This is a genomic window from Chryseobacterium oleae (genome assembly GCF_900115055.1).
Classification (GTDB): Bacteria; Bacteroidota; Bacteroidia; order Flavobacteriales; family Weeksellaceae; genus Chryseobacterium; species Chryseobacterium oleae.
This window is the reverse complement of the sequence record NZ_FOVD01000001.1, coordinates 658,328-677,972: the sequence shown is the minus strand read 5'-3', so window position 1 is coordinate 677,972 and position 19,645 is coordinate 658,328. Positions and strand designations below refer to the sequence as shown.

Annotated in this window: 16 protein-coding genes; 11 read left to right on the top strand and 5 right to left on the bottom strand. The window is 39.9% G+C overall.

Annotated elements, in window-relative coordinates; translation table 11 throughout:
- Positions 1–88 precede the first annotated feature (88 nt).
- From BM143_RS02985 to BM143_RS02960, 7 genes are all read left to right on the top strand, one after another.
- The gene (locus tag BM143_RS02985) at positions 89–1,006 is read left to right on the top strand and encodes a helix-turn-helix domain-containing protein (RefSeq protein ID WP_090022828.1); all 918 of its coding nucleotides are present in this window, start codon (positions 89–91) and stop codon (positions 1,004–1,006) included.
- A gap of 240 nt (positions 1,007–1,246) precedes the next feature.
- A complete protein-coding gene (locus BM143_RS02980) occupies positions 1,247–2,392 on the top strand; it encodes an efflux RND transporter periplasmic adaptor subunit (RefSeq protein ID WP_090022825.1) in 1,146 nt (381 codons plus the stop codon).
- A gap of 9 nt (positions 2,393–2,401) precedes the next feature.
- Complete coding sequence (locus BM143_RS02975) at positions 2,402–5,542, top strand: efflux RND transporter permease subunit (RefSeq protein WP_090022823.1); 3,141 nt, start codon at positions 2,402–2,404, stop codon at positions 5,540–5,542.
- A gap of 17 nt (positions 5,543–5,559) precedes the next feature.
- Entirely contained in the window at positions 5,560–6,978 is a 1,419-nt protein-coding gene (locus tag BM143_RS02970) for an efflux transporter outer membrane subunit (RefSeq protein WP_090023872.1), read from the top strand.
- 59 nt (positions 6,979–7,037) lie between these two features.
- Entirely contained in the window at positions 7,038–7,592 is a 555-nt protein-coding gene (locus BM143_RS02965; protein ID WP_090022821.1) for a DUF2652 domain-containing protein, read from the top strand.
- Positions 7,593–7,925: 333 nt separating this feature from the next.
- On the top strand, positions 7,926–8,108 hold the full coding sequence (locus BM143_RS23700; RefSeq protein WP_139221973.1) for a hypothetical protein: 183 nt from the start codon (positions 7,926–7,928) through the stop codon (positions 8,106–8,108).
- Between the two features lie 163 nt (positions 8,109–8,271).
- A complete protein-coding gene (locus BM143_RS02960; RefSeq protein WP_167375231.1) occupies positions 8,272–9,231 on the top strand; it encodes a Fic family protein in 960 nt (319 codons plus the stop codon).
- A gap of 222 nt (positions 9,232–9,453) precedes the next feature.
- Here the strand turns inward: BM143_RS02960 and BM143_RS02955 are convergent, their stop codons facing one another.
- The 5 genes from BM143_RS02955 to BM143_RS02935 form a co-directional block, all read right to left on the bottom strand.
- Positions 9,454–11,715: a glycoside hydrolase family 3 C-terminal domain-containing protein gene (locus BM143_RS02955; protein WP_090022819.1), complete on the bottom strand. Its 2,262-nt coding sequence runs from the start codon at positions 11,713–11,715 to the stop codon at positions 9,454–9,456.
- A gap of 507 nt (positions 11,716–12,222) precedes the next feature.
- Positions 12,223–13,041 (bottom strand): methionine ABC transporter substrate-binding lipoprotein MetQ, encoded by an 819-nt coding sequence (gene metQ / locus BM143_RS02950; RefSeq protein WP_090022817.1) that lies wholly within the window; start codon positions 13,039–13,041, stop codon positions 12,223–12,225.
- 87 nt (positions 13,042–13,128) lie between these two features.
- Positions 13,129–13,785, bottom strand: a complete 657-nt coding sequence (metI, locus tag BM143_RS02945; protein WP_034728027.1) for a methionine ABC transporter permease MetI — start codon at positions 13,783–13,785, stop codon at positions 13,129–13,131.
- Complete coding sequence (locus BM143_RS02940; protein WP_090022815.1) at positions 13,778–14,806, bottom strand: methionine ABC transporter ATP-binding protein; 1,029 nt, start codon at positions 14,804–14,806, stop codon at positions 13,778–13,780. Before BM143_RS02940 ends, metI begins: the two co-directional genes overlap by 8 nt.
- Positions 14,807–14,827: 21 nt before the next feature.
- The gene (locus tag BM143_RS02935; RefSeq protein ID WP_090022813.1) at positions 14,828–15,823 is read right to left on the bottom strand and encodes an EamA family transporter; all 996 of its coding nucleotides are present in this window, start codon (positions 15,821–15,823) and stop codon (positions 14,828–14,830) included.
- A gap of 529 nt (positions 15,824–16,352) precedes the next feature.
- Here BM143_RS02935 and BM143_RS02925 point away from each other — a divergent pair.
- From BM143_RS02925 to BM143_RS02910, 4 genes are all read left to right on the top strand, one after another.
- A complete protein-coding gene (locus BM143_RS02925) occupies positions 16,353–16,646 on the top strand; it encodes a GNAT family N-acetyltransferase (RefSeq protein WP_034728021.1) in 294 nt (97 codons plus the stop codon).
- Between the two features lie 255 nt (positions 16,647–16,901).
- Positions 16,902–18,512 carry a Na+/H+ antiporter gene (locus BM143_RS02920; RefSeq protein WP_090022811.1) on the top strand — a complete coding sequence of 537 codons (1,611 nt, stop codon included), beginning with the start codon at positions 16,902–16,904 and terminating at the stop codon, positions 18,510–18,512.
- Positions 18,513–18,551: 39 nt separating this feature from the next.
- Complete coding sequence (locus BM143_RS02915; protein WP_090022809.1) at positions 18,552–18,863, top strand: hypothetical protein; 312 nt, start codon at positions 18,552–18,554, stop codon at positions 18,861–18,863.
- 9 nt (positions 18,864–18,872) lie between these two features.
- Positions 18,873–19,457, top strand: coding sequence for a Crp/Fnr family transcriptional regulator (locus tag BM143_RS02910; protein WP_090022807.1), 585 nt, complete (start codon positions 18,873–18,875; stop codon positions 19,455–19,457).
- The last annotated feature ends 188 nt before the right edge of the window (positions 19,458–19,645 follow it).

Sequence of the window (19,645 nt, the reverse complement as noted above, 5' to 3'; positions counted from 1 at the left end):
AAATCGAAACGTTTTCTCTACCCGCTAATCATCCAGGTTTTGCCCCTTTCACTCAAATACCCTAATTTCGTAGTCTAATCCATCCTTCATGGCGAAAAAGTCCACCGTAGACCCCTCAGAATTTGTCTCCCTGTTTACCTTTGAAGAACTTCTTAGGGACGTAGAGTTTGATCTCAGGGTAAAAGAATTTGTGGTCATGGAAATTGATAAGGCGAATTATCTCATCAAGCTCAATACGCCGTACCGCTCAGACTATTTCTGTATTTTTATGGTGCAGGAGGGAAGTATCCGGTTCAGGCTGGATGACAAAAGCTATGATGTGTCTGAAGGGGATGTTATTTTCTGTCCTTTTTCAGAAATATTCTGGGTAGATATGATCTCAGAGGACTACAGAGCAAAATACATCTTTTTTTCCCTGGATTTTATTTCTGATGCCGGGTTTAATTATAAATCAAATAATGTCCTGAAAAGCCTTTCATCAGATCCTACCCACATTATCAGAAATGAACCTGATCTGTACCGGAGAATGAACTTCCACCTTGATGAACTGAAAAGCCTTAACAACACGGAAAAGGAAGATTACTACTTCAATGAAATGATCTGGCATCACTTTTCACTGGTGATTTATGAGATTGACAACTATTTCAAAAAGATTGAGAAACCCCATCAGGTGACACACCGCGAGGATGAGTTGACGACCAGTTTTTTTACTTTGGTCCGGGAACATTTCAAAGAAGAACATAATGTACAGTTTTATGCCGACAAGCTCTGTATCAGCCGGAAGTATCTGACTAAAGTGATCAATAAAACCATGTTCAAATCACCGAGAGATATTATTCACCAAGTACTGGCCGTAGAAGCACGACTTCTTCTCAGGAATCCCAACCTGAATGTCAATAATGTAGCCGTACAGCTGAAGTTCTCCGATCAGGCGTCTTTCAGCAAATTCTTTAAAAAGCATGTAGGTAAGTCACCTTTGGAGTATAAAAAAGATGATTTGTATTGATAATCAACACTTTGTGTGTTTGTTGGTTTGAGTATTGATGTCTTTTTGCTAAATTAACACGGTTTTCCGATACGAAAAATGGAATTATGTTATTTACATATTCTATTAAAGGTAAATAATGACATTTCTCATGTTTTTATAAATAAGGAGTCTTTTTGACAAAACAAGGAGTTTTTTGAATATTTCGATTGAATTTTTTTAGGGCGAATTTTGCCCGGTAAATTTAAAAGGAATATTGTTATGCAGAGATTTTTTATCCAAAAATCAACTATACTTTTCCTCTCGCTGATTGTCTTGGCGGGATGCAGGAAAAATAATCAAAACCAGGCTTACCAACAGCAGGCCCCTGAACTTCCGGTAGAAAAAGTGAAGCAGGGAGACGCTTCTGTTTCCAGAGAATATGCAGCTTCCGTGGAAGGAATTTCCAATGTAGAAATCAGACCACAGGTTACAGGATATTTAAGCAAAATCTTCGTAGATGAAGGGGATTATGTAAGAGCAGGGCAGCCTCTGTTCAAAATAGAAGACCAGATCTTCCGCGAGCAGATGAAAAGTGCTCAGGCAGCGCTGATCACCGCACAGGCCAATCTTTCCACTTCTAAAATTGATCTCGACAGAAAAAAGGAATTATTAAGAAACAAAATGGTTTCTGATATCCAGGTGAAAGAAGCGGAAGCCAATTACAACGCTGCAAGAGGCGCGGTAAGTCAGTCGGTTTCTGCCATTGAATCCGCAAAGATCAATCTTAATTTTTCTACGATCAAAGCCCCGGTAAGCGGGTTTATCGGAAGATTCAATTACCGTCTGGGAAGTTTAATGACGCCTTCCAATCAGGAGCCGATCACACTTTTATCTGACATTCATGAGGTGTATACCTATTTCAGCATGAGTGAAAATGATTTCAACAGCTTCCAGAAACAGCAGGCAGGCAGTAATATCAATGAGATCATCAAAAATACACCGGCAGTTTCTCTTCTGCTTTCAGGAGGCGAAAAATACGCACAGACCGGGAAGATAGATGCCGTGGAAGGACAGTTCAACAAAACTACAGGTTCCATCACTTTAAGAGCAAAATTCAACAACCCGGATAATCTTTTGAGAAGCGGGAATACCGGAAAAATTGTCATGGATCAGTTTTACAGCAACGTCGTTCTTCTGCCGATAGCTTCTACGAGAACCATTCAGGATAAGATCTTCGTGTTCTCTATCAAAGGAGGAAAAGCTGTGATGCTTCCGGTAGAAGTCACTGGAAAAGCTGGTACTGATTTCATTGTATCAAAAGGATTGAAAGCTGGTGACGAGTACATTGTAACAGGTTTCGACAGACTGCAGCCGGGAACTCCCGTAGTCGCTCAGAAAAAGAATGCTCAACCGAAAAAATCGTAAGAAAAAATCATGTTAAAGACCATTATAAAAAGACCCGTACTGGCAACGGTTATCTCCGTATTGCTCGTCATTCTGGGTATCGTCGGTATGATCAGTCTGCCGATTACTAAATTCCCTGATATTGCTCCGCCTACCGTAATGGTAACCGCAGTGTATCCGGGGGCCAATGCAGAAACGATCGCAAGATCCGTAGCACCTCCTTTGGAAAATGCCATCAACGGGGTGGAAAATATGGACTATATTACGTCCACAGCGAGTAACGACGGGACTTTAAATATTACCGTCATCTTTAAACTGGGAACAGATCCGGATCAGGCGGCCATTAATGTTCAAAACCGGGTAGCCCAGGTGACCAACCAGCTTCCTGCAGAAGTTATCCAGGCCGGAATTACTACGGTGAAGAGACAGAACAGTATGACGGCAATAATTTCATTGACCAGCAAGGATGGTGCAATGGATGACCTCTTCCTTGAAAACTACGCAAAAATCAATGTCGTTCCCGAATTGAAAAGGGTAAAAGGAGTAGGAGATGCCATGGTATACGGAAACAAGGATTACTCCATGAGAGTATGGCTTGATCCGAATAAACTGACCTCTTACAACCTTACCCCTTCAGATGTTTCGCGGGCGATTCAGGCTCAGAACCTTGAAGCGGCACCGGGAAGATTCGGGGAAAGAAGTAAGGAAGCCATGGAGTATGTTCTGCGTTACAAAGGAAAATTCACAGAGCCTGAGCAGTATGAAAATATTACGATCAAAGCATTAAGTGACGGTTCCGTTTTAAAACTAAAAGATGTTGCTAAAGTAGAATTTGGGGCCTACAGTTATACGGTTTCTTCTACGTTCAATAAAAAACCTTCGGTGACGATGGCGATTTTCCAGATGGCCGGATCCAATGCCAATGAGGTACAGATCGCGCTTCAGAACAGAATGAAAGAACTTGAAAAATCTTTTCCGGCGGGGATGAGCTATGAAATTCCTTATGCGACGAAAGAAGCACTGGACCAGTCGATAGATCAGGTAATTCATACTTTGATTGAGGCATTTATCCTGGTATTCATTGTAGTGTATATCTTCCTGCAGGATTTCCGTTCAACACTGATTCCAGCCATTGCGGTTCCGGTGTCTATTGTAGGAACGTTCTTCTTTATGAACTTATTTGGGTTTTCTATTAATATCCTGACGTTGTTTGCCCTGGTACTGGCCATTGGTATTGTGGTGGATGACGCCATTGTCGTCGTGGAAGCAGTCCATGCTAAAATGGAACATAAAAAGCTCAACCCAAGGGCTGCGACCATGTCGGCGATGAGTGAAATCACGGGAGCTATTGTTTCGATTACCCTGATTATGTCTGCGGTATTTGTTCCGGTAGCCTTTATGAGTGGTTCTACAGGATTATTCTACCAGCAGTTTGCATTAACACTGGCGATTGCGATTGTGATTTCAGCGATTAATGCATTGACATTGAGTCCTGCCTTGTGTGCTATATTTTTAAAACAACACCATCCGGGAACGCATGAAAAAATGAATTTCAAAGACCGATTCTTTGCCGGTTTTAATGCAAGTTTTAATAAACTGACCTTCCGTTATGGAAAAGCGATCCTGTTTTTATTAAAGAGAAAATGGGTGGCAGCAATCATCATCTTAGGATTTGGTGGACTGTTTGTATGGATGTCCATGACAACACCTAAAGGATTTATTCCTGATGAAGACCAGAGTTTTATCATCGTAACGGCCAATCTTGCTCCGGGAGCTTCGAAAGACAGAACCACCAAAGTAGTTTCCGATACGGAAGATCTGCTGATGAAAAATCCAGCGGTAGACAAAGTAATTTCAGTAGATGGGTTGAATCTTTTTAGCGGATCCATGTCATCTTCGGCGGCTTCTATTTTCGTTAAACTGAAAAAGACGGAACAAAGAGGAAATGTGAAAAATATCAATGACATTATCGGCCAGATTCAGGGAGGACTTTCTCAGGATAAAAGAGCAAATTTCCTTGTTCTGAATACACCTACGGTAGATGGTTTTGGAAATACCAGCGGTATGGAGCTTGTGCTTCAGGACCGTACAAACGGTGAACTTCAGAATCTTGGAAATATCTCCTACGGAATGATGGGAGCCTTGATGCAGAGACCGGAAGTGGCAGTAGCATTTACAACGTTTGATGTAACCTATCCTCAGTATGAAGTATTGGTAGATGAGGTGAAAGCAGCTCAGCTTGGCGTTAATGTTTCTGATGTATTGGGTGTGATGCAGGGTTATTACGGAAGTATTCAGTCCTCGGATTTCAACAGATTCGGAAAATATTACAGAGTATTGGTTCAGTCTACTCCTGAAACAAGACAGGATAAAGAATCATTGAACGGTATTTTCGTTAAAAATAATTCAGGAGAAATGGTTCCTATCAATACGTTGGTAAGTTTAAAACAAGTGACAGGTGCAGAAGTGGTAGACCGTTTCAACCTGTTCAACTCTTCGAACTTAACCGTAATGCCGGCTCCGGGATTCAGTACAGGACAGGCGATGGCAGCTATCGATGAGGTGAGCAAGCAGGTGCTGCCTCCGGGATACACCTACGATTACAAGGGAATGAGCCGTGAAGAAGTAAGTGCAGGTTCACAGTCGGTGATGATTTTTGGATTGTGTATTGTGTTTGTGTTCTTTCTTTTATCGGCGCAGTATGAAAGTTATGTACTTCCGTTTGCGGTACTGATTGCGATTCCTGTAGGTTTATCAGGAGTATTTGTAGGAATTACCATGGCAGATCTTTCCAATAATATCTATGTTCAGATTGCTTTGGTGATGTTGATTGGCCTCTTAGCGAAAAACGGGATTCTGATTGTAGAATTTGCCATTCAGCGAAGAAGAGCGGGGAAAAGCCTTATCGCTTCTGCGGTAGAAGGAGCCAAAGCGCGTCTCCGTCCGATTCTGATGACGTCATTAGCATTTATTGCTGGACTTCTTCCGTTGCTGTTTGTCATAGGACCTTCAGCGTTAGGAAACCATTCCATTGGATATGCAGCAGTTTCCGGGATGATCTTCGGAACTGTTTTAGGAATCTTCGTGGTTCCGGTACTTTTTGTGGTCTTCCAGGCTTTACATGAAAGAATGAGCGGAAAAGTAATAACAGAAGCCGACTGGGAATATTAATCCAAATGATTATTAAAATGAATTCAATTAAAAATATAGCATATATCGCATTGATCTCAGGGGTTGCCGTTTCGTGCAAAGTTCAGAAATTTGAACAGCCCGAAGTGAAAATGCCTGAAGCTTTTAGAAATGACAGCATCGTTGCGGACGCTCAGGACAATATAGCAAAGACCAGCTACAGGGACTTTTTTAAAGATCCGGTGTTGGTAGGTCTTATCGACAAAGCCATTGCACAGAATAATAATTTTCTTGTGGCATTAAAACAGATAGAATACGCCTCCCTTGCTTATAACCAGAGCAAGTGGGGGAATGTTCCCACGATCAGCGCTACGGTTGCGAATGCGAGTATCAGCCGTCCTTCAGATAACAGTATGAACGGAATGATGGCCGGACAGTTCATGGGGAGAAAGTATACCGAAGATTATACCACATCGGTTAATATCTCATGGGAAGCAGATATCTGGGGGAAGATCAGAGGAAGAAAAGAGCAGGCTCTGACAGAATACCTTAAAACCCAGGAAGCGGCAAAGGCAGTGAAAACCCAGCTGGTCGCTTCAGTGGTGCAGGGATATTACAACTTACTCATGCTGGATACCCAATTGCAGATCACAAAATCGAATCTGGAATATTCTGATACGACCCTGAAGTTTTTAACCAAGCAGCAGGAATTAGGTTTAACGACCGCTCTTGCTGTGCAGCAGCAGGAAATTGTGAAAGATCAGATCTTAAAAACAGTTCCTGCCATTGAAAGTTCCATCGCGGTTCAGGAAAATGCTTTGAGTCTTTTGACAGGCTCAATGCCAGATAAAATTGAAAGAAGTGCAAGTTTGAATAATGTACAGTCGCCGGACCGCATTGCAGCAGGAATTCCATCAGAACTGTTAAGTTACAGACCGGATATTAAAACGGCTGAACTCGAAGTCAGAAAAAGTGCCGCTGCGATCCATGTCGCAAAAATGAGTATGTATCCTTCTCTGAATATTACTGCTCAGGGCGGACTGAATGCTTTTCAGGCAAGCCACTGGTTCAGTGTTCCCGGTTCGCTTTTCGGAATGGCGGCAGGAATGATTGCACAGCCTATTTTAAACGGAAAACAATTAAAGACCCAATACGAACAGTCTAAAGTATTGGCAGATCAGGCTGAAATTAATTTTAAACAGTCCGTTTTAAAAGCGGTTGGAGAAGTTTCTGATGCACTGGTACAGATTCAGAAGCTGGAAGAACAGCAGAAAATTGCAGAAGGATTAGCTGCGAAATCCGGTGAAGCGGTGAAGAAAGCTGATATTTTATTTAAATATAATTCAGCGACCTATGTAGAGGTGATTATCGCGCAAAGCAATAAGCTTCAGGCAGAACTGGATCTGGCTTCTCTGAAAGCGCAACGCTTAAATGCCATTACTTCTCTGTACAGAGCGGTGGGCGGCGGCTGGCAGTAAAGTAAAATGAAACCTGCTTCGTCTATAAGGATGCAGCAGGTTTTTAAACTATAATCATTATGAAGAATACAAATATACATGAGGGTATTATTCTTATTCCTGATTTCAGCGGGTTTACTGAATTTGTGTTCAATACAAAACTTTATACAGGAGAATATATTGTAAGACAACTACTATCTACGCTGATCGATATGAATGATCGGTATTTTGAAATTTCAGAGATCGAAGGCGATGCCATTTTATTTTACAGATATGATGACAAACCTTCTTATCAGAGCATTTCAACGATGCTTTGGAAAATGCGGAATGCTTTTAACCAAAAGATTAAAGAATTGAGCAAGGAGCTCAGTACGGCCATCGATATGTCGTTAAAATTCATCGTTCACTATGGAAAGTTTTCACAGTATACGATAGGAAGTTTTAAAAAACTCTATGGAAAAACGATAGTGGAAGCCCATCAGATGCTGAAAAATGAATTTGCCGAGCAGCCGTCGTACGCTCTGTTCAGTCATTCTTTTTTAGAAAACAGCGGAAACAGGGAGTCAGAAACCCATACACAGAAATATCATCTGCCGGAAGGAGGAATGATTCACTATTTTGAAAGTGTCAACTAGCATATCTATTTTTTAATCCTTGTAAATTTGCTATGCGGTGCCCGGGTGAGATCCGGGCATTTTTTATGGCTCATGCAGTGGTGGATTTCAGCTAAAAGAAACAGGAGGCAAGACAAGCTAAACTTCATTCTCTCTCCAAAATTCATACTGAATCAAAATGCTTCCTTTAAAATAAATAAGGTGTTGCTTTCAGTAATAATAAATCACTTAATTGTGTTTTAATTTAATTTATTTAAAATTTAATTAAAAATATTCTAATTTTTTGATTATTTTATTGATTTTTCCAATAAAAAATAATATGTTTACAATTCGATCAAATTAAAGATTTATACTATGAAAAGAAAACTAACAAGAAAAGAATTGAAAAACACAACGGGATCAGGACCTTTTAAGCCAGAAACAGGAATAGGTGATCCAACAGGTGTTGCATGTGGAGGTTCGCACTGTCCTGATGACAGCTACAGATGTTGTTATCATCGTGCAGGAAATTATTGCAGCACATCTACATGTATGTAATCAGATATTGCCCTCTTTTTTTAAGAGGGCTTTTTATTCTTATCCCTTAAGAACACTGATCTGCTCTGTCTGCTTGTTTTCAAACTATGGGTTTTTATGGGGAAATCAGAAAATGTACAAGTAATTTCTTATCTTTGATACTATCAAATGATACTATCAAGTTTTGAGACCGCCATATACCATTACCGATAAAATCCTTTCATTAGTTGCTTCCATCTCTGAAAAGATTGGAGAAATTAATGCGCATCATCTTTATAAACCAACAACGGAGCTGCGTAAGAAGAACCGTATTAAAACAATCCAGTCTTCATTGGAAATCGAAGGAAATACCCTGACTGAGGAACAGATCACGGCATTACTTGATAATAAGCGAATCATTGCACCTTTAAAAGATATTCAGGAAGTACAGAATGCTATCGAAGTGTACGCGTGTCTAAAAGAGCTTGACCCTACCAGTATTAAGGATCTGGAAAAGGCTCATGCTGTTTTAATGAAAGATCTGATCGATAAATCAGGGAAATTGAGGACTTCCAATGTAGGAATAGTAAAAGGTTCTAAAGTGGAACATATAGCGCCGGACGGATCTATAGTGAAAGGCTTAATGAATGGTCTTTTCCGTTATGTAAAGGAAGACCCTGAACTTGTACTGATAAAAAGCTGTGTATTTCACTATGAATTTGAATTTATCCATCCTTTTTTAGATGGTAACGGAAGAATGGGAAGATTATGGCAAACTTTAATTCTGATGCAACAGTATCCTGTATTTGAGTATCTTCCGGTAGAGAGCCTTATTAAGAAAAACCAGGAGGAATATTACAATAAGCTTTCGGAATCTGATAAAAAAGGAAACTCTACACCATTTGTTGAATTTATGATGGGAATTATTCTGGAAGCGCTTCAACAGGTTTTGCAGTCTCAGAATACGAACCTAAATACGAAAGAAAGGATCCTGATTTTTAAAGAAAAGATGAATGACGAAAGGTTCAGCAGAAAAGATTATTTACAACATTTCAAAAATATTTCGGCCCCCACCGCTAGCAGAGATTTAAAATGGGCCACACAACAGAAGATTTTAGAGAAATATGGAGAGCAGCGATTGACTGAGTATCAATTTATAGGTTAAGGTTAAGATGGAATATTGAGGTAAGAATTGAGTATAAAAAAGAAGCTGAAAAGAAATAAATTATTGTAAATGAATAGCATCTTCATTTAAAAAAAAACAAAAATTTTTATCCAAAATAATATCCGCAAACATCTGTGTACATCTGTGAAATCTGTGGTTAAAAAAAACAAAAAAAGCAGATCCCGTAGAACCTGCTTAGATATTTAAATATATTAATAAAAACTACTTCAACGTAAACTTCACCTTCGTCTTAATCGCATCAGAAGAATTCCCGATCTGCGCCTCAAAATCTCCAGGCTCAGCCGTCCATTCATGCTTATTTGCATCAAAAAAGCTCAATGCCGTTTTATCAATCGTGAATGTTACTTCTTTCTGCTCACCAGGATTTAAATATACCTTTTCAAAACCTTTTAGTTCCTTTGCTGGACGGGGTACAGAAGCTTTGATATCGCTGATGTATAACTGCGCAACTTCAGCACCGGCTTTCTTTCCTGTATTTTTTACAGTTACGGTGAAAGTAATCTTATCGTCCGCAGACATTACTGTTTTATCAGCATTAGCCTTTCCAAACTCAAAGGTGGTATAACTTAAACCATACCCAAAGCTGAACAATGGCTTGATTTTCTTCGTATCATGCCAACGGTATCCTACAAAAACACCTTCGTTATACGTAATATTGATCGGGTTTTTCTGATCTTTTCCTTTTCCGGCAGCCAGTTCGTCTTTTTGTCCGGGGTATTCTCCCAACTGATGTGCTGAATTATCTTCAAGTTTCACAGGAAAAGTAAACGGAAGCTTCCCGGAAGGATTCGCATCACCTGCCAAAACAGAAGCGATGGAATTTCCTGCCTCAGAACCCAGATACCACGACTGCAGAACAGAAGGAACTTCTTTAATCCAAGGCATTGCTACTGCGTTTCCGGAAACCAGGACTACAGCAAGGTTTTTATTGGCTTTTGCTAAAGCTGAGATCACATTGTCCTGATTATAAGGAAGTCCGTAGCTTTTTCTGTCGTTACCTTCACTGTCCTGGAAGTCTGCTTTATTCAGTCCACCTACGAAAATAACATAGTCGGATTTTTTGGCCAATTCTACAGCTTCGTTCAGTAATTCTGCTGCAGAACGGTCGTCTTTTAAGTTCTGTCCGGATTTTACCCCGTTGTATTCTCCACCGATGTCTCCTACATAACCTCTCGCATACTGTACATCCGCCTGTTTTCCGAATCTGGATTTGATTCCGTCTAATGGAAGGGTTTCATATTTAACTTTTAAAGAAGAAGAACCACCACCAACAGTCATGATTTTGATGGCATTTTCACCAATAACGGCAATTTTTTTAGCTTTATTAAGATCGATGGGAAGCACATTTCCCTGATTTTTCAACAATACAATTCCTTCTTCACCGATTTCTTTGGCTACCGCTTTATGTTCTTCAGAAGCAATATTCCCGAAAGGTTTATTCCTGTTCATCGTCGTTTTATAAGCTAAACGAAGGAGTCTTGTTACCTTGTCGTCAAGCTCCTGTGTTCCTACTTTTCCAGCTTTGATGAGGTCTAAATAAGGTTTTGCTAAATAATAGTTGTCGTAAGCATTTTTAGTTCCTGCAGACAGTCCGTTCGTCCAACTCCCGAATTCAAGATCCAGTCCGTTGTGGATGGCCTGTTCCGTATTGTTGACCGCTCCCCAGTCGGAAACGACAACCCCTTTATAGCCCCATTCTTTTTTCAGAATGTCATTCAAGAGATATTGGTTTTGGCTGGCATATTGGTTTTTATACATGTCATAAGCACCCATGATCGTCCATGAATCACCTTCAGTAACTGCCGCTTTGAAAGGTGGAAGATAGATCTCATAAAGCGTTCGGTCATCAATATTGACATTGCTCGTATGACGGAACATTTCCTGATTGTTCAACGCAAAATGCTTCACAGAAGTCGCTACACCATTGGATTGTACCCCTTTGATGTAAGGAACCACCATTTTTGAAGTTAAGTAAGGGTCTTCACCCATATATTCGAAGTTTCTTCCGTTTAATGGTGTTCTGTAGATATTGACACCAGGTCCGAGAAGGATGTCTTTTTTTCTGTATCGAGCTTCCTCGCCTAAAGCTTTTCCATAATTCCAGGACATTTTTTTGTTCCATGTTGCAGAAAGTGCCGTCAGGGCAGGGTAGGCGATGATCGAGTCATTCGTCCATCCAGCCTGGTCCCATTCGTCCCACATCACTTCCGGACGTACCCCGTGAGGTCCGTCTGTAGTCCAGAATTCAGGAATTCCCAGTCTTGGAACACCGGGTGAACTGAATTTAGACTGTGCATGCAGCATAGCCACTTTTTCTTCCACGGTCATTCTCGAAAGAGCATCCTGAATACGCTGCTCTACAGGTTTTGATTCATCTAAATAAACGGGTTGAGTATGAGTCTGAGCCATATACGAAGCAGCAATAAAAGTGAATAAACTTACAATGGCGGTTTTCTTGAACATAAAATGCCTTTTTATTGATTAACAACAAAAGTAAGTAAAATTTTTATTATCTCAAATTGAGAAAATGGATTTTAATAGATAAATGTTTGATTTTGATTCGGGTTTCGTGTTCCAGGGGTTGGAGTCGGAGAGTTTGAGAGTTTGAGAGTTTGAGGGTTTATGGTTTGAGAGTGGGAGGGTGTGATGTTCGAGTTATGGGTGTGTGAGTATGAGGGTTTAAGGGTATGAGTTAGGGTTTGGGAGATATGGATTTAGGTGGTTGAGCGTTTAGGCTGTGAATATAGAAATATTGAATAAAAGAAAAATATCTGACTGCTACTCCTGCAGTAAACAGCTTGCGCCTATGACCCGAAATATAAAAGCTTATTTAGATTTTGAGCTCTCTTTTATGAATAAACAACCCGAATCCCTTATTTCCCAACCCCATAACTCGAAACTCGCACCCCGCAACAATCTCATCACTCATCATTTATAACTCATCACCTATTACCTATTACCCATTGCTCATTACTCATGATCTTCCCATCCCTTCACCGCACCTCCTTTGAAGATCTCCTCAGCCTTTTTCGCCACTTCATCAGACTGATAGGCCTTTACAAAGTTTTTTACTTTGGCGGAATTTTTATTGTCATGGGTAGCCACGATGACGTTCACGTATGGAGAATCCTTATCCTCACTGAAAACGCCCTGTTTATTGGGATCTAATCCTGCCTGTGATGCAAAATTATTGTTGATAATAGCGATAACCACTTCTTTATCATCCAGAACTCTCGGAAGTTGTGGCGCTTCGATTTCGAGAATCTTCAGCTGTTTTGGATTTTCGGTGATGTCTGTGACTTTTGGAAGAAGTCCGACACCTTCTTTTAGTTTTAAAAGCCCGTTTTTCTGCAGGAGAAGGAGAGAACGTCCTTCATTGGTGGGATCATTCGGAATAACGATCGTACTTCCATTCTGAAGCTGACTGATCGTTCTGATCTTCTTTGAATAAGCAACGATAGGATAGACAAAAGTATTTCCTACTACTGCCAGTTTGTAACCTCTCTGTTTCGACTGCTCGTTCAGATATGGAACATGCTGGAAAGCATTGGCTTCAATGTCTCCGTTGTTCAAAGCCTCATTTGGAACTACATAATCATTGAAGGGAATCAATTCCACATCAAGATTGTATTTTTCTTTGGCTACTTTTTTGGCCGCTTCAGCAATTTCCAGTTCCGGACCGTAAGTAATTCCCACTACGATATGATTCGGGTCATCTTTCTTTCCTGAACATGCATTGAATAGGAGAAGTCCGGCCGCTAAAACGGCTATGGTTTTTATCTTTTTCATTAGAATTTTTTATGAGTAAAAGGTGGCTTCGAGTGCCTCAGCCACCTCTTTATTATTAGATTTATATTTTTAATTTCCGTCTTTAACTTACCTGTGATCGAATTTCTTAGCCAATCTGTCCCCTGCAAATTGTATGATAAACACCAATGCTACCAAAAGTACCAATACTACATTCATAATCACAGCATCATAGCCGATGTAACCGTACTGATAGCCAATCTGTCCCAATCCACCGGCTCCAAGCGCTCCACCCATCGCAGAATAACCCACCAAAGTGATCAGAGTGATTGCAGCGTTATTGATCAGGGAAGGAAGTGCTTCCGGAAGCAGTACTTTCTGAATAATCTGTAAAGGAGATGCACCCAAAGCTCTCGCTGTTTCTATCAAACCATGCGGAACTTCAAGAAGGCTGTTTTCCACCAGTCTGGCAATAAATGGAGCTGCCCCGACACTTAACGGAACCAAAGCCGCATTCATACCGATGGAAGTTCCAATGATTACCCTTGTGAAAGGAATCATCCAGACAATTAAAATAATAAAAGGAATGGACCGAAAAATATTAACCAGAATTGAAATAATCCTGTAATAAATTTTATTTTCCAGCAGCTGTCCTTTTCTTGTTAAAAACAGTAAAATACCTACCGGAAGGCCTAAAACAAATCCGAAAAATCCTGAAACAAACGTCATATAAACCGTCTCCCAAAGTCCTTTTCCCAAAAGAGCAATTACCGAGTCACTAAGCATATCCTTTTACTGTATTTTGAATTTTATTCTGGTTTAAATAATAGATCGCCTGCTGGTTTTCCTCGGTTTCACCCTGCAAATGAAGCAGAAGTTTCCCAAAGTTGGAATTGCCGAGATATTCCACATCAGCTTTCAAAAGTCGGTAAGGGATTTTATATTGGTCATACAGCGTTGAAAGCAGTTTTTCAACACTGATATGTTCATTGAGTTCTATTTCAACCAGCGGAAATAAACCAACCTGTGGCTCTTTCTGCAGTTTTTTATTGAGTTCCTGAGGAATCGTCATGATGTCTGAATTTATAAATTGTCGGATCACCGGATTTTCTTTATCCGAGATGATCTCGCTTAATGTTCCTTTTGCTAATAATTTTCCTTTGTCGATAACAGCCACGTGATTGCAGACTGCTTTGATAACTTCCATTTCATGCGTGATCAGCAGAATAGTAATCCCAAGTCTTTGATTGATATCCCTTAAAAGCTGCAGAATGGATTGTGTAGTCGCAGGATCCAGTGCGCTGGTAGCTTCGTCGCAGAGAAGGAGGTACGGATCATTGGCCAGTGCCCTTGCGATGGCCACTCTCTGCTTTTGACCTCCGGAAAGACTTCTGGGATAATCGTTGGCTTTGTCTTCCAGTCCTACAATTTTAAGCAGTTCATTCACTTTTCTGTTGATCTCATCTTTACTGACATGATCCAGTTCCAATGAAAGGGCTACATTGTCAAAAACCGTTCTCGATGAAAGCAGGTTGAAATGCTGGAAGATCATCCCGATTTTTTTTCGTTCGGCAGCAAGCTGTTTGGAGCTTAACTGAATAAAATCCTTTCCGTTAATGATGATCTGGCCTTCATCAGGTCTTTCCAGAAGATTTACGGTACGGATCAGGGTACTTTTTCCAGCTCCGGAAAATCCAATGATTCCCACAATATCTCCCTTCTCAATACTGAGACTCACCTGATCCAGTGCTTTGAAAGACTGCTTTTTCTGATGAAATGTCTTTGAAATGTTTTTGATCTCTATCATTTTTAATGTATAGTTTTAATTTTAAATAGGCTGATACGGTCGTACCGTCTTATTCACCAATCGCTTCAGTCTTCTTATTTTCACTTTTGAGCGTTTTGAAAGCCTGAAATACTTGGTAACATTGGTTAATAAAACACCCAATAATATCACAGATAGTCCGTATAATTGACTTCCGTTAATGGTTTGTCCGGCTACGATCCAGCCTGCGAAGACTGTAACAATGGGGTTGATGTAGGTATGCGTACTTACCAAGGCCGCAGGTTTTACAGAAAGCAGCCATATATAAGATAAATAAGCGACGATCGATCCGAAGAACACCAGAAACAGTACACCAGCCCATGCCGATACAGGAACATTGGAGAATGAAAAACCGTGCCATTCCTGTCTGAATGATGCAATAATAAATGCAGCGACTCCCGCTGTGATCAGCTGTTGTGCAATATTCATAAAGGTAGACTGCGAAGCCGGATTTTTCTTTGAATATAAAGATCCTAGTACCCAAGCCACTGAACTTAATGCCAGTACAATGAAGGCTGTGATTCTCAGATTTCCGTCTACTGCGGTATGGTGTGCGCTGGAAACACTTCCGTTCAGGAATAATATTAAGCCCACAAACCCTATGATTAATCCTATGGGAATAAATTTATCAGAGAAATAATACTTCCAGTTTTTCTTATCAATTGCAATGAACCAGAACGGGCCTGTTGCAATGGCAATTGCCGCTTCAGAAGCCGATACATACTGTTCACCCCAAGCTACCAGACCCGTTCCACCGGTAAGAATCAATATTCCAGTGATGGCATTCTTTTTCCAGTTGATCAGGGAATTCGCTTTTTCACCCTTAGCAAGCAGCCACCCGATCATCATTAATCCAGCCGCTAGAAAACGGAAACCGGAAAGGATAAAAGGTGGGAATCCTTTCAGACCAAATGAAATCGCGAGGAATGTGATTCCCCAAATGACGTAAATATTGATAAATGCCACCGGCACCAGCCAGCTGTTTTTAGAAGTGCTCATTCTGTATGTTTTTTGTGTGATGGGTAAAAATAAAAAGGCCCTACAACGTGGTAAGGCCTCTGAAATATGTGATATAAAAGTAAGGTCAGCCACGGAATTTCTGATGCATAGGCATACAGTTGCACATCATCATAGTTTTGATGTTTTGTTTCTTAATGGATTGATGTTTAGATCCTTGTTTCATTTTATTTTCTTTTCCTGAATACGGTTGCAAATATAGGGCATATATTTTTATTAGTCCACTAAAAAGATAGACTTTTTAATGTTTTTTATCTTGAAACTTTTTAATGTATTGTTTTTCAATGAATTAATTTTGTTTGATTAATGTTGGAAAGCCTGATTTTCACGGTTTGTACGAAATGATATAAGTGACAATTGGACGCTGCTTGATAAAACAGCACTGAAATTTTATTGGGAATAAGAGAAGTTGTATGATAAAATTAAGGAGCTTTACCGAAATTATCATAGATCATTACTCAGTTTTACTAAAGACCCTAATTTTGAACTATTAATTTAAAAGAATAAAAAAATGGAAAGAACAGAAATAGTTTTAGGAAATGTGAGAGGAGAAATCCAGCTTTTCTCGGACGATCAAAAAGCTGGTAAAATGGATATTTCAGTGATCGGAAAAAAATTAACCGTTTACCATACAGAAGTTAATCCTGAACACGAAGGAAAAGGCTTTGCCAAAATATTACTGGAAAGACTGGTTTCCTATGCAAGAGAAAATGATTTGAAAATTGTACCGCTTTGTCCATATGTTCACTTACAATTCAAGCGTCATCCGGATGAATATAATGATGTCTGGCTGAAAGAAGATTAAAATTGTATAACTTATGAAAGGAACAATCAAAAAAATGATTGTATGTACAAAAAAATATTAGCCTTTTTTACAAAAAAAAGAATAAAATATTCAATAGGAGCGGGCTTCAGCCCGCTTAAATTAGCCCAGGAATAAATCGGCTTTAGCCAAAACCTAGAGCACTAAAAATATATCAAATACCAAAAAGTTCTTACGTCTAACCTCTAGCTTCTAAATTCTAACATCTAACATCTAACATCTAATATCTTAAAAAAAATGCACGAACACCTCCTTTTAATACTCGGACTGCTACTCATCGTCATGCTATTGGTTATGCTGGCACAGCGCATCAAAATCGCATATCCCATTTTTCTGGTACTGGCCGGATTGGGCATCAGTTTTATTCCCGGGGTTCCTGTTTTAAAGTTAGATCCGGAGATTATCTTCCTGATATTTTTACCGCCCCTTTTATATGAAGCTGCGTGGTACACCTCATGGAATGATTTCTGGAAATGGAAACGGACCATTTCGTTAATGGCTTTCGGGTTGGTATTTTTAACCTCCATTGTAGTGGCTTTTGCTGCTCAGTCTATCATTCCGGGGTTCACACTGGCTCTAGGGTTTTTGCTGGGTGGAATTGTTTCTCCACCCGATGCTGTTGCCGCGACTACGGTTTTAAAAGGATTAAAAGTTCCGAAAAGAACCATTGCGATGCTGGAAGGCGAAAGTCTGATCAATGATGCATCATCACTGATTGTTTTCAGATTTGCTTTAGCGGCGGTGATGACGGGCGTCTTTTCCATGCAGGAAGCAACCGGGCAGTTTTTTCTTGTTGCAGGAATGGGAGTTGTGGTAGGTATCGTAGGAGCTCATATTTTCTATGCCATCCATCGCTTTCTCCCGACCACTCCGGCGATCGATGCGGCATTGACGGTGATGACGCCCTATATTTTGTTTTTGGGAGCGGAGCATTTTCACTTTTCCGGAGTGATGGCAGTAGTGAGTGGAGGATTATTCATGTCTTTCCGTGCCCATGAAATTTTTAAAACGGGAACCACCAGAATCAATATGACGGGAGTCTGGAACACGTTGATTTTCGTGATGAATGCTTTGGTGTTTGTCTTAATCGGATTGGAACTTCCCGATATTATCAATGGTTTGGGTGAAACTTCTTTAATGGACGGTATAAAGTATGGTTTAATCATTAGTTTAATCGTAATTGTTGTCCGTTTGCTGTGGATTTATCCAGTGGCTCATATTCCGAGATGGCTGAGTAAAAAAGTACGTCAGGACCCAAGTCCGGGCTGGAAAAACCCTTTGATCATCGGTTGGGCAGGGATGCGAGGTGTAGTTTCATTAGCTACAGCGCTGTCAATTCCGGTGATGATGAATGACCAAGCTGAGTTTCCGTTAAGAAACTTAATTATTTTCATCACGTTCGTGGTCATTTTTGTGACATTGGTTTTTCAGGGTTTAACGCTTCCTTTGATTATTAAATTAACCAAAATTGGAGAAATTGATCCTATTTTACCATCTCACGAGCAGCAGACGGGAATTCAGATCAGACTGGATCATTTGGCTGTTGACAGATTGAATGAAAAATATGAAAAAAGCTTAACCGGCAACAGTTTGGTCGGGAATTTAAAAGAAAACCTGCAAAATGATATCAAGCTTCATGAGAGCCACCTAAGTTCTCTGGAAATGTGTACCAACAGACAGAATGACCTTAAAGAATATCATGAAATCATGTTGGATATATTTGCCATACAACGGAAAGAACTCTTCAGGCTGAAAAGAGAAAAACTGTTCAGTGATGATGAGATCCGGAAAGCAGAATCTCAATTGGATTTAAATGAATTGAAAATAACTGGGAATAAGCATCTGTAATTTTAAAACTTAAGCTCTTCACTTTTAATACGGAATACAATGAAAACATTACAATTTTTAGTCATTGGAAAAAATCAGGAAATTCTTGAAACATTGAAAAGAATCATCGAAAATAATGAAGGCTGGAAAGCTGAAATCCAAAGCGATGAAACCGCTTCCTACGATTATATCAAAGAAAATCAGGTTGATATTGTGCTTCTAAGTTCAGGTTTGGAAGAACAGTTCGAAAAAGACATTAAAATATTCTGCGAAAATTTAGACAAAGAAACTAAAGTGATTGATCATTACGGTGGCGGAAGCGGACTTTTAAAGAATGAAGTTTACAGTCTTTTCCCTAATTTGCAGGGATAAAATTTGTGCATGTTTGAAAATATCATCCGGAACGTCAGCCGATTTATAGATCTTACCGAAGAAGAACATAAAACCTTTACCGACTTATTGAGCTGCCAGACATTTTCTAAAAAGGCCGTTTTGTTAAGGGAAGGAGAGATCTGCCTGTTTGAGGGATATATCCAGAAAGGTTGTGTAAGGTTGTACTGTCTGGATGATAACGGTACAGAAGTTACCCTTTTATTTGCCATTGAAGACTGGTGGATCAGTGATATTGCTTCATTTCAGGAACAGAAGCCCTCAAAAGTATATATTGAAGCCCTGGAAGATTCCGAAATCTATGTGCTGACTCCGGCTACTAAAGAAAAATTACTGCAGGAAATTCCAAAATTTGAAAGAGTTTTCAGAATGCTCGTGCAAAGAAACCTCTCCACACTTCAGAACCGTCTGGTGGATACCATTTCCAAAACCGCAACAGACCGCTACCTTGAATTTATTAAAATATATCCTTCCATTCCACAAAGAGTGGCTCAGTACTATATCGCGTCCTATCTCGGAGTCTCGAAGGAATTTGTGAGCACTATAAGAAAGCGTCTGGCTTCCAAGGAAAAATAGATTTCCTTTTGTTGGATTGGCTATTTAAAACTATTCTTTTAGTGTTTTTTTAACGCAAAGATCGATCATAAAGCGGTTTATGTAAGCCTGCAAAGGAGAGATCAATCTTCGATTGATTTGATTAAGCGCACTTATATATCCAAGTAGTTTCATCAACGATGCAGGCAGTCCCATTTGCTTCTCTCAAA

Coding starts and splice junctions, on each gene's coding strand:
- BM143_RS02985 (WP_090022828.1), top strand. CDS start 89: ATGGCGAAAAAGTCCACCGTAGACCCCTCAGAATTTGTCTCCCTGTTT.
- BM143_RS02980 (WP_090022825.1), top strand. CDS start 1,247: ATGCAGAGATTTTTTATCCAAAAATCAACTATACTTTTCCTCTCGCTG.
- BM143_RS02975 (WP_090022823.1), top strand. CDS start 2,402: ATGTTAAAGACCATTATAAAAAGACCCGTACTGGCAACGGTTATCTCC.
- BM143_RS02970 (WP_090023872.1), top strand. CDS start 5,560: ATGAATTCAATTAAAAATATAGCATATATCGCATTGATCTCAGGGGTT.
- BM143_RS02965 (WP_090022821.1), top strand. CDS start 7,038: ATGAAGAATACAAATATACATGAGGGTATTATTCTTATTCCTGATTTC.
- BM143_RS23700 (WP_139221973.1), top strand. CDS start 7,926: ATGAAAAGAAAACTAACAAGAAAAGAATTGAAAAACACAACGGGATCA.
- BM143_RS02955 (WP_090022819.1), bottom strand. CDS start 11,715: ATGTTCAAGAAAACCGCCATTGTAAGTTTATTCACTTTTATTGCTGCT.
- metQ (WP_090022817.1), bottom strand. CDS start 13,041: ATGAAAAAGATAAAAACCATAGCCGTTTTAGCGGCCGGACTTCTCCTA.
- metI (WP_034728027.1), bottom strand. CDS start 13,785: ATGCTTAGTGACTCGGTAATTGCTCTTTTGGGAAAAGGACTTTGGGAG.
- BM143_RS02940 (WP_090022815.1), bottom strand. CDS start 14,806: ATGATAGAGATCAAAAACATTTCAAAGACATTTCATCAGAAAAAGCAG.
- BM143_RS02935 (WP_090022813.1), bottom strand. CDS start 15,823: ATGAGCACTTCTAAAAACAGCTGGCTGGTGCCGGTGGCATTTATCAAT.
- BM143_RS02925 (WP_034728021.1), top strand. CDS start 16,353: ATGGAAAGAACAGAAATAGTTTTAGGAAATGTGAGAGGAGAAATCCAG.
- BM143_RS02920 (WP_090022811.1), top strand. CDS start 16,902: ATGCACGAACACCTCCTTTTAATACTCGGACTGCTACTCATCGTCATG.
- BM143_RS02915 (WP_090022809.1), top strand. CDS start 18,552: ATGAAAACATTACAATTTTTAGTCATTGGAAAAAATCAGGAAATTCTT.
- BM143_RS02910 (WP_090022807.1), top strand. CDS start 18,873: ATGTTTGAAAATATCATCCGGAACGTCAGCCGATTTATAGATCTTACC.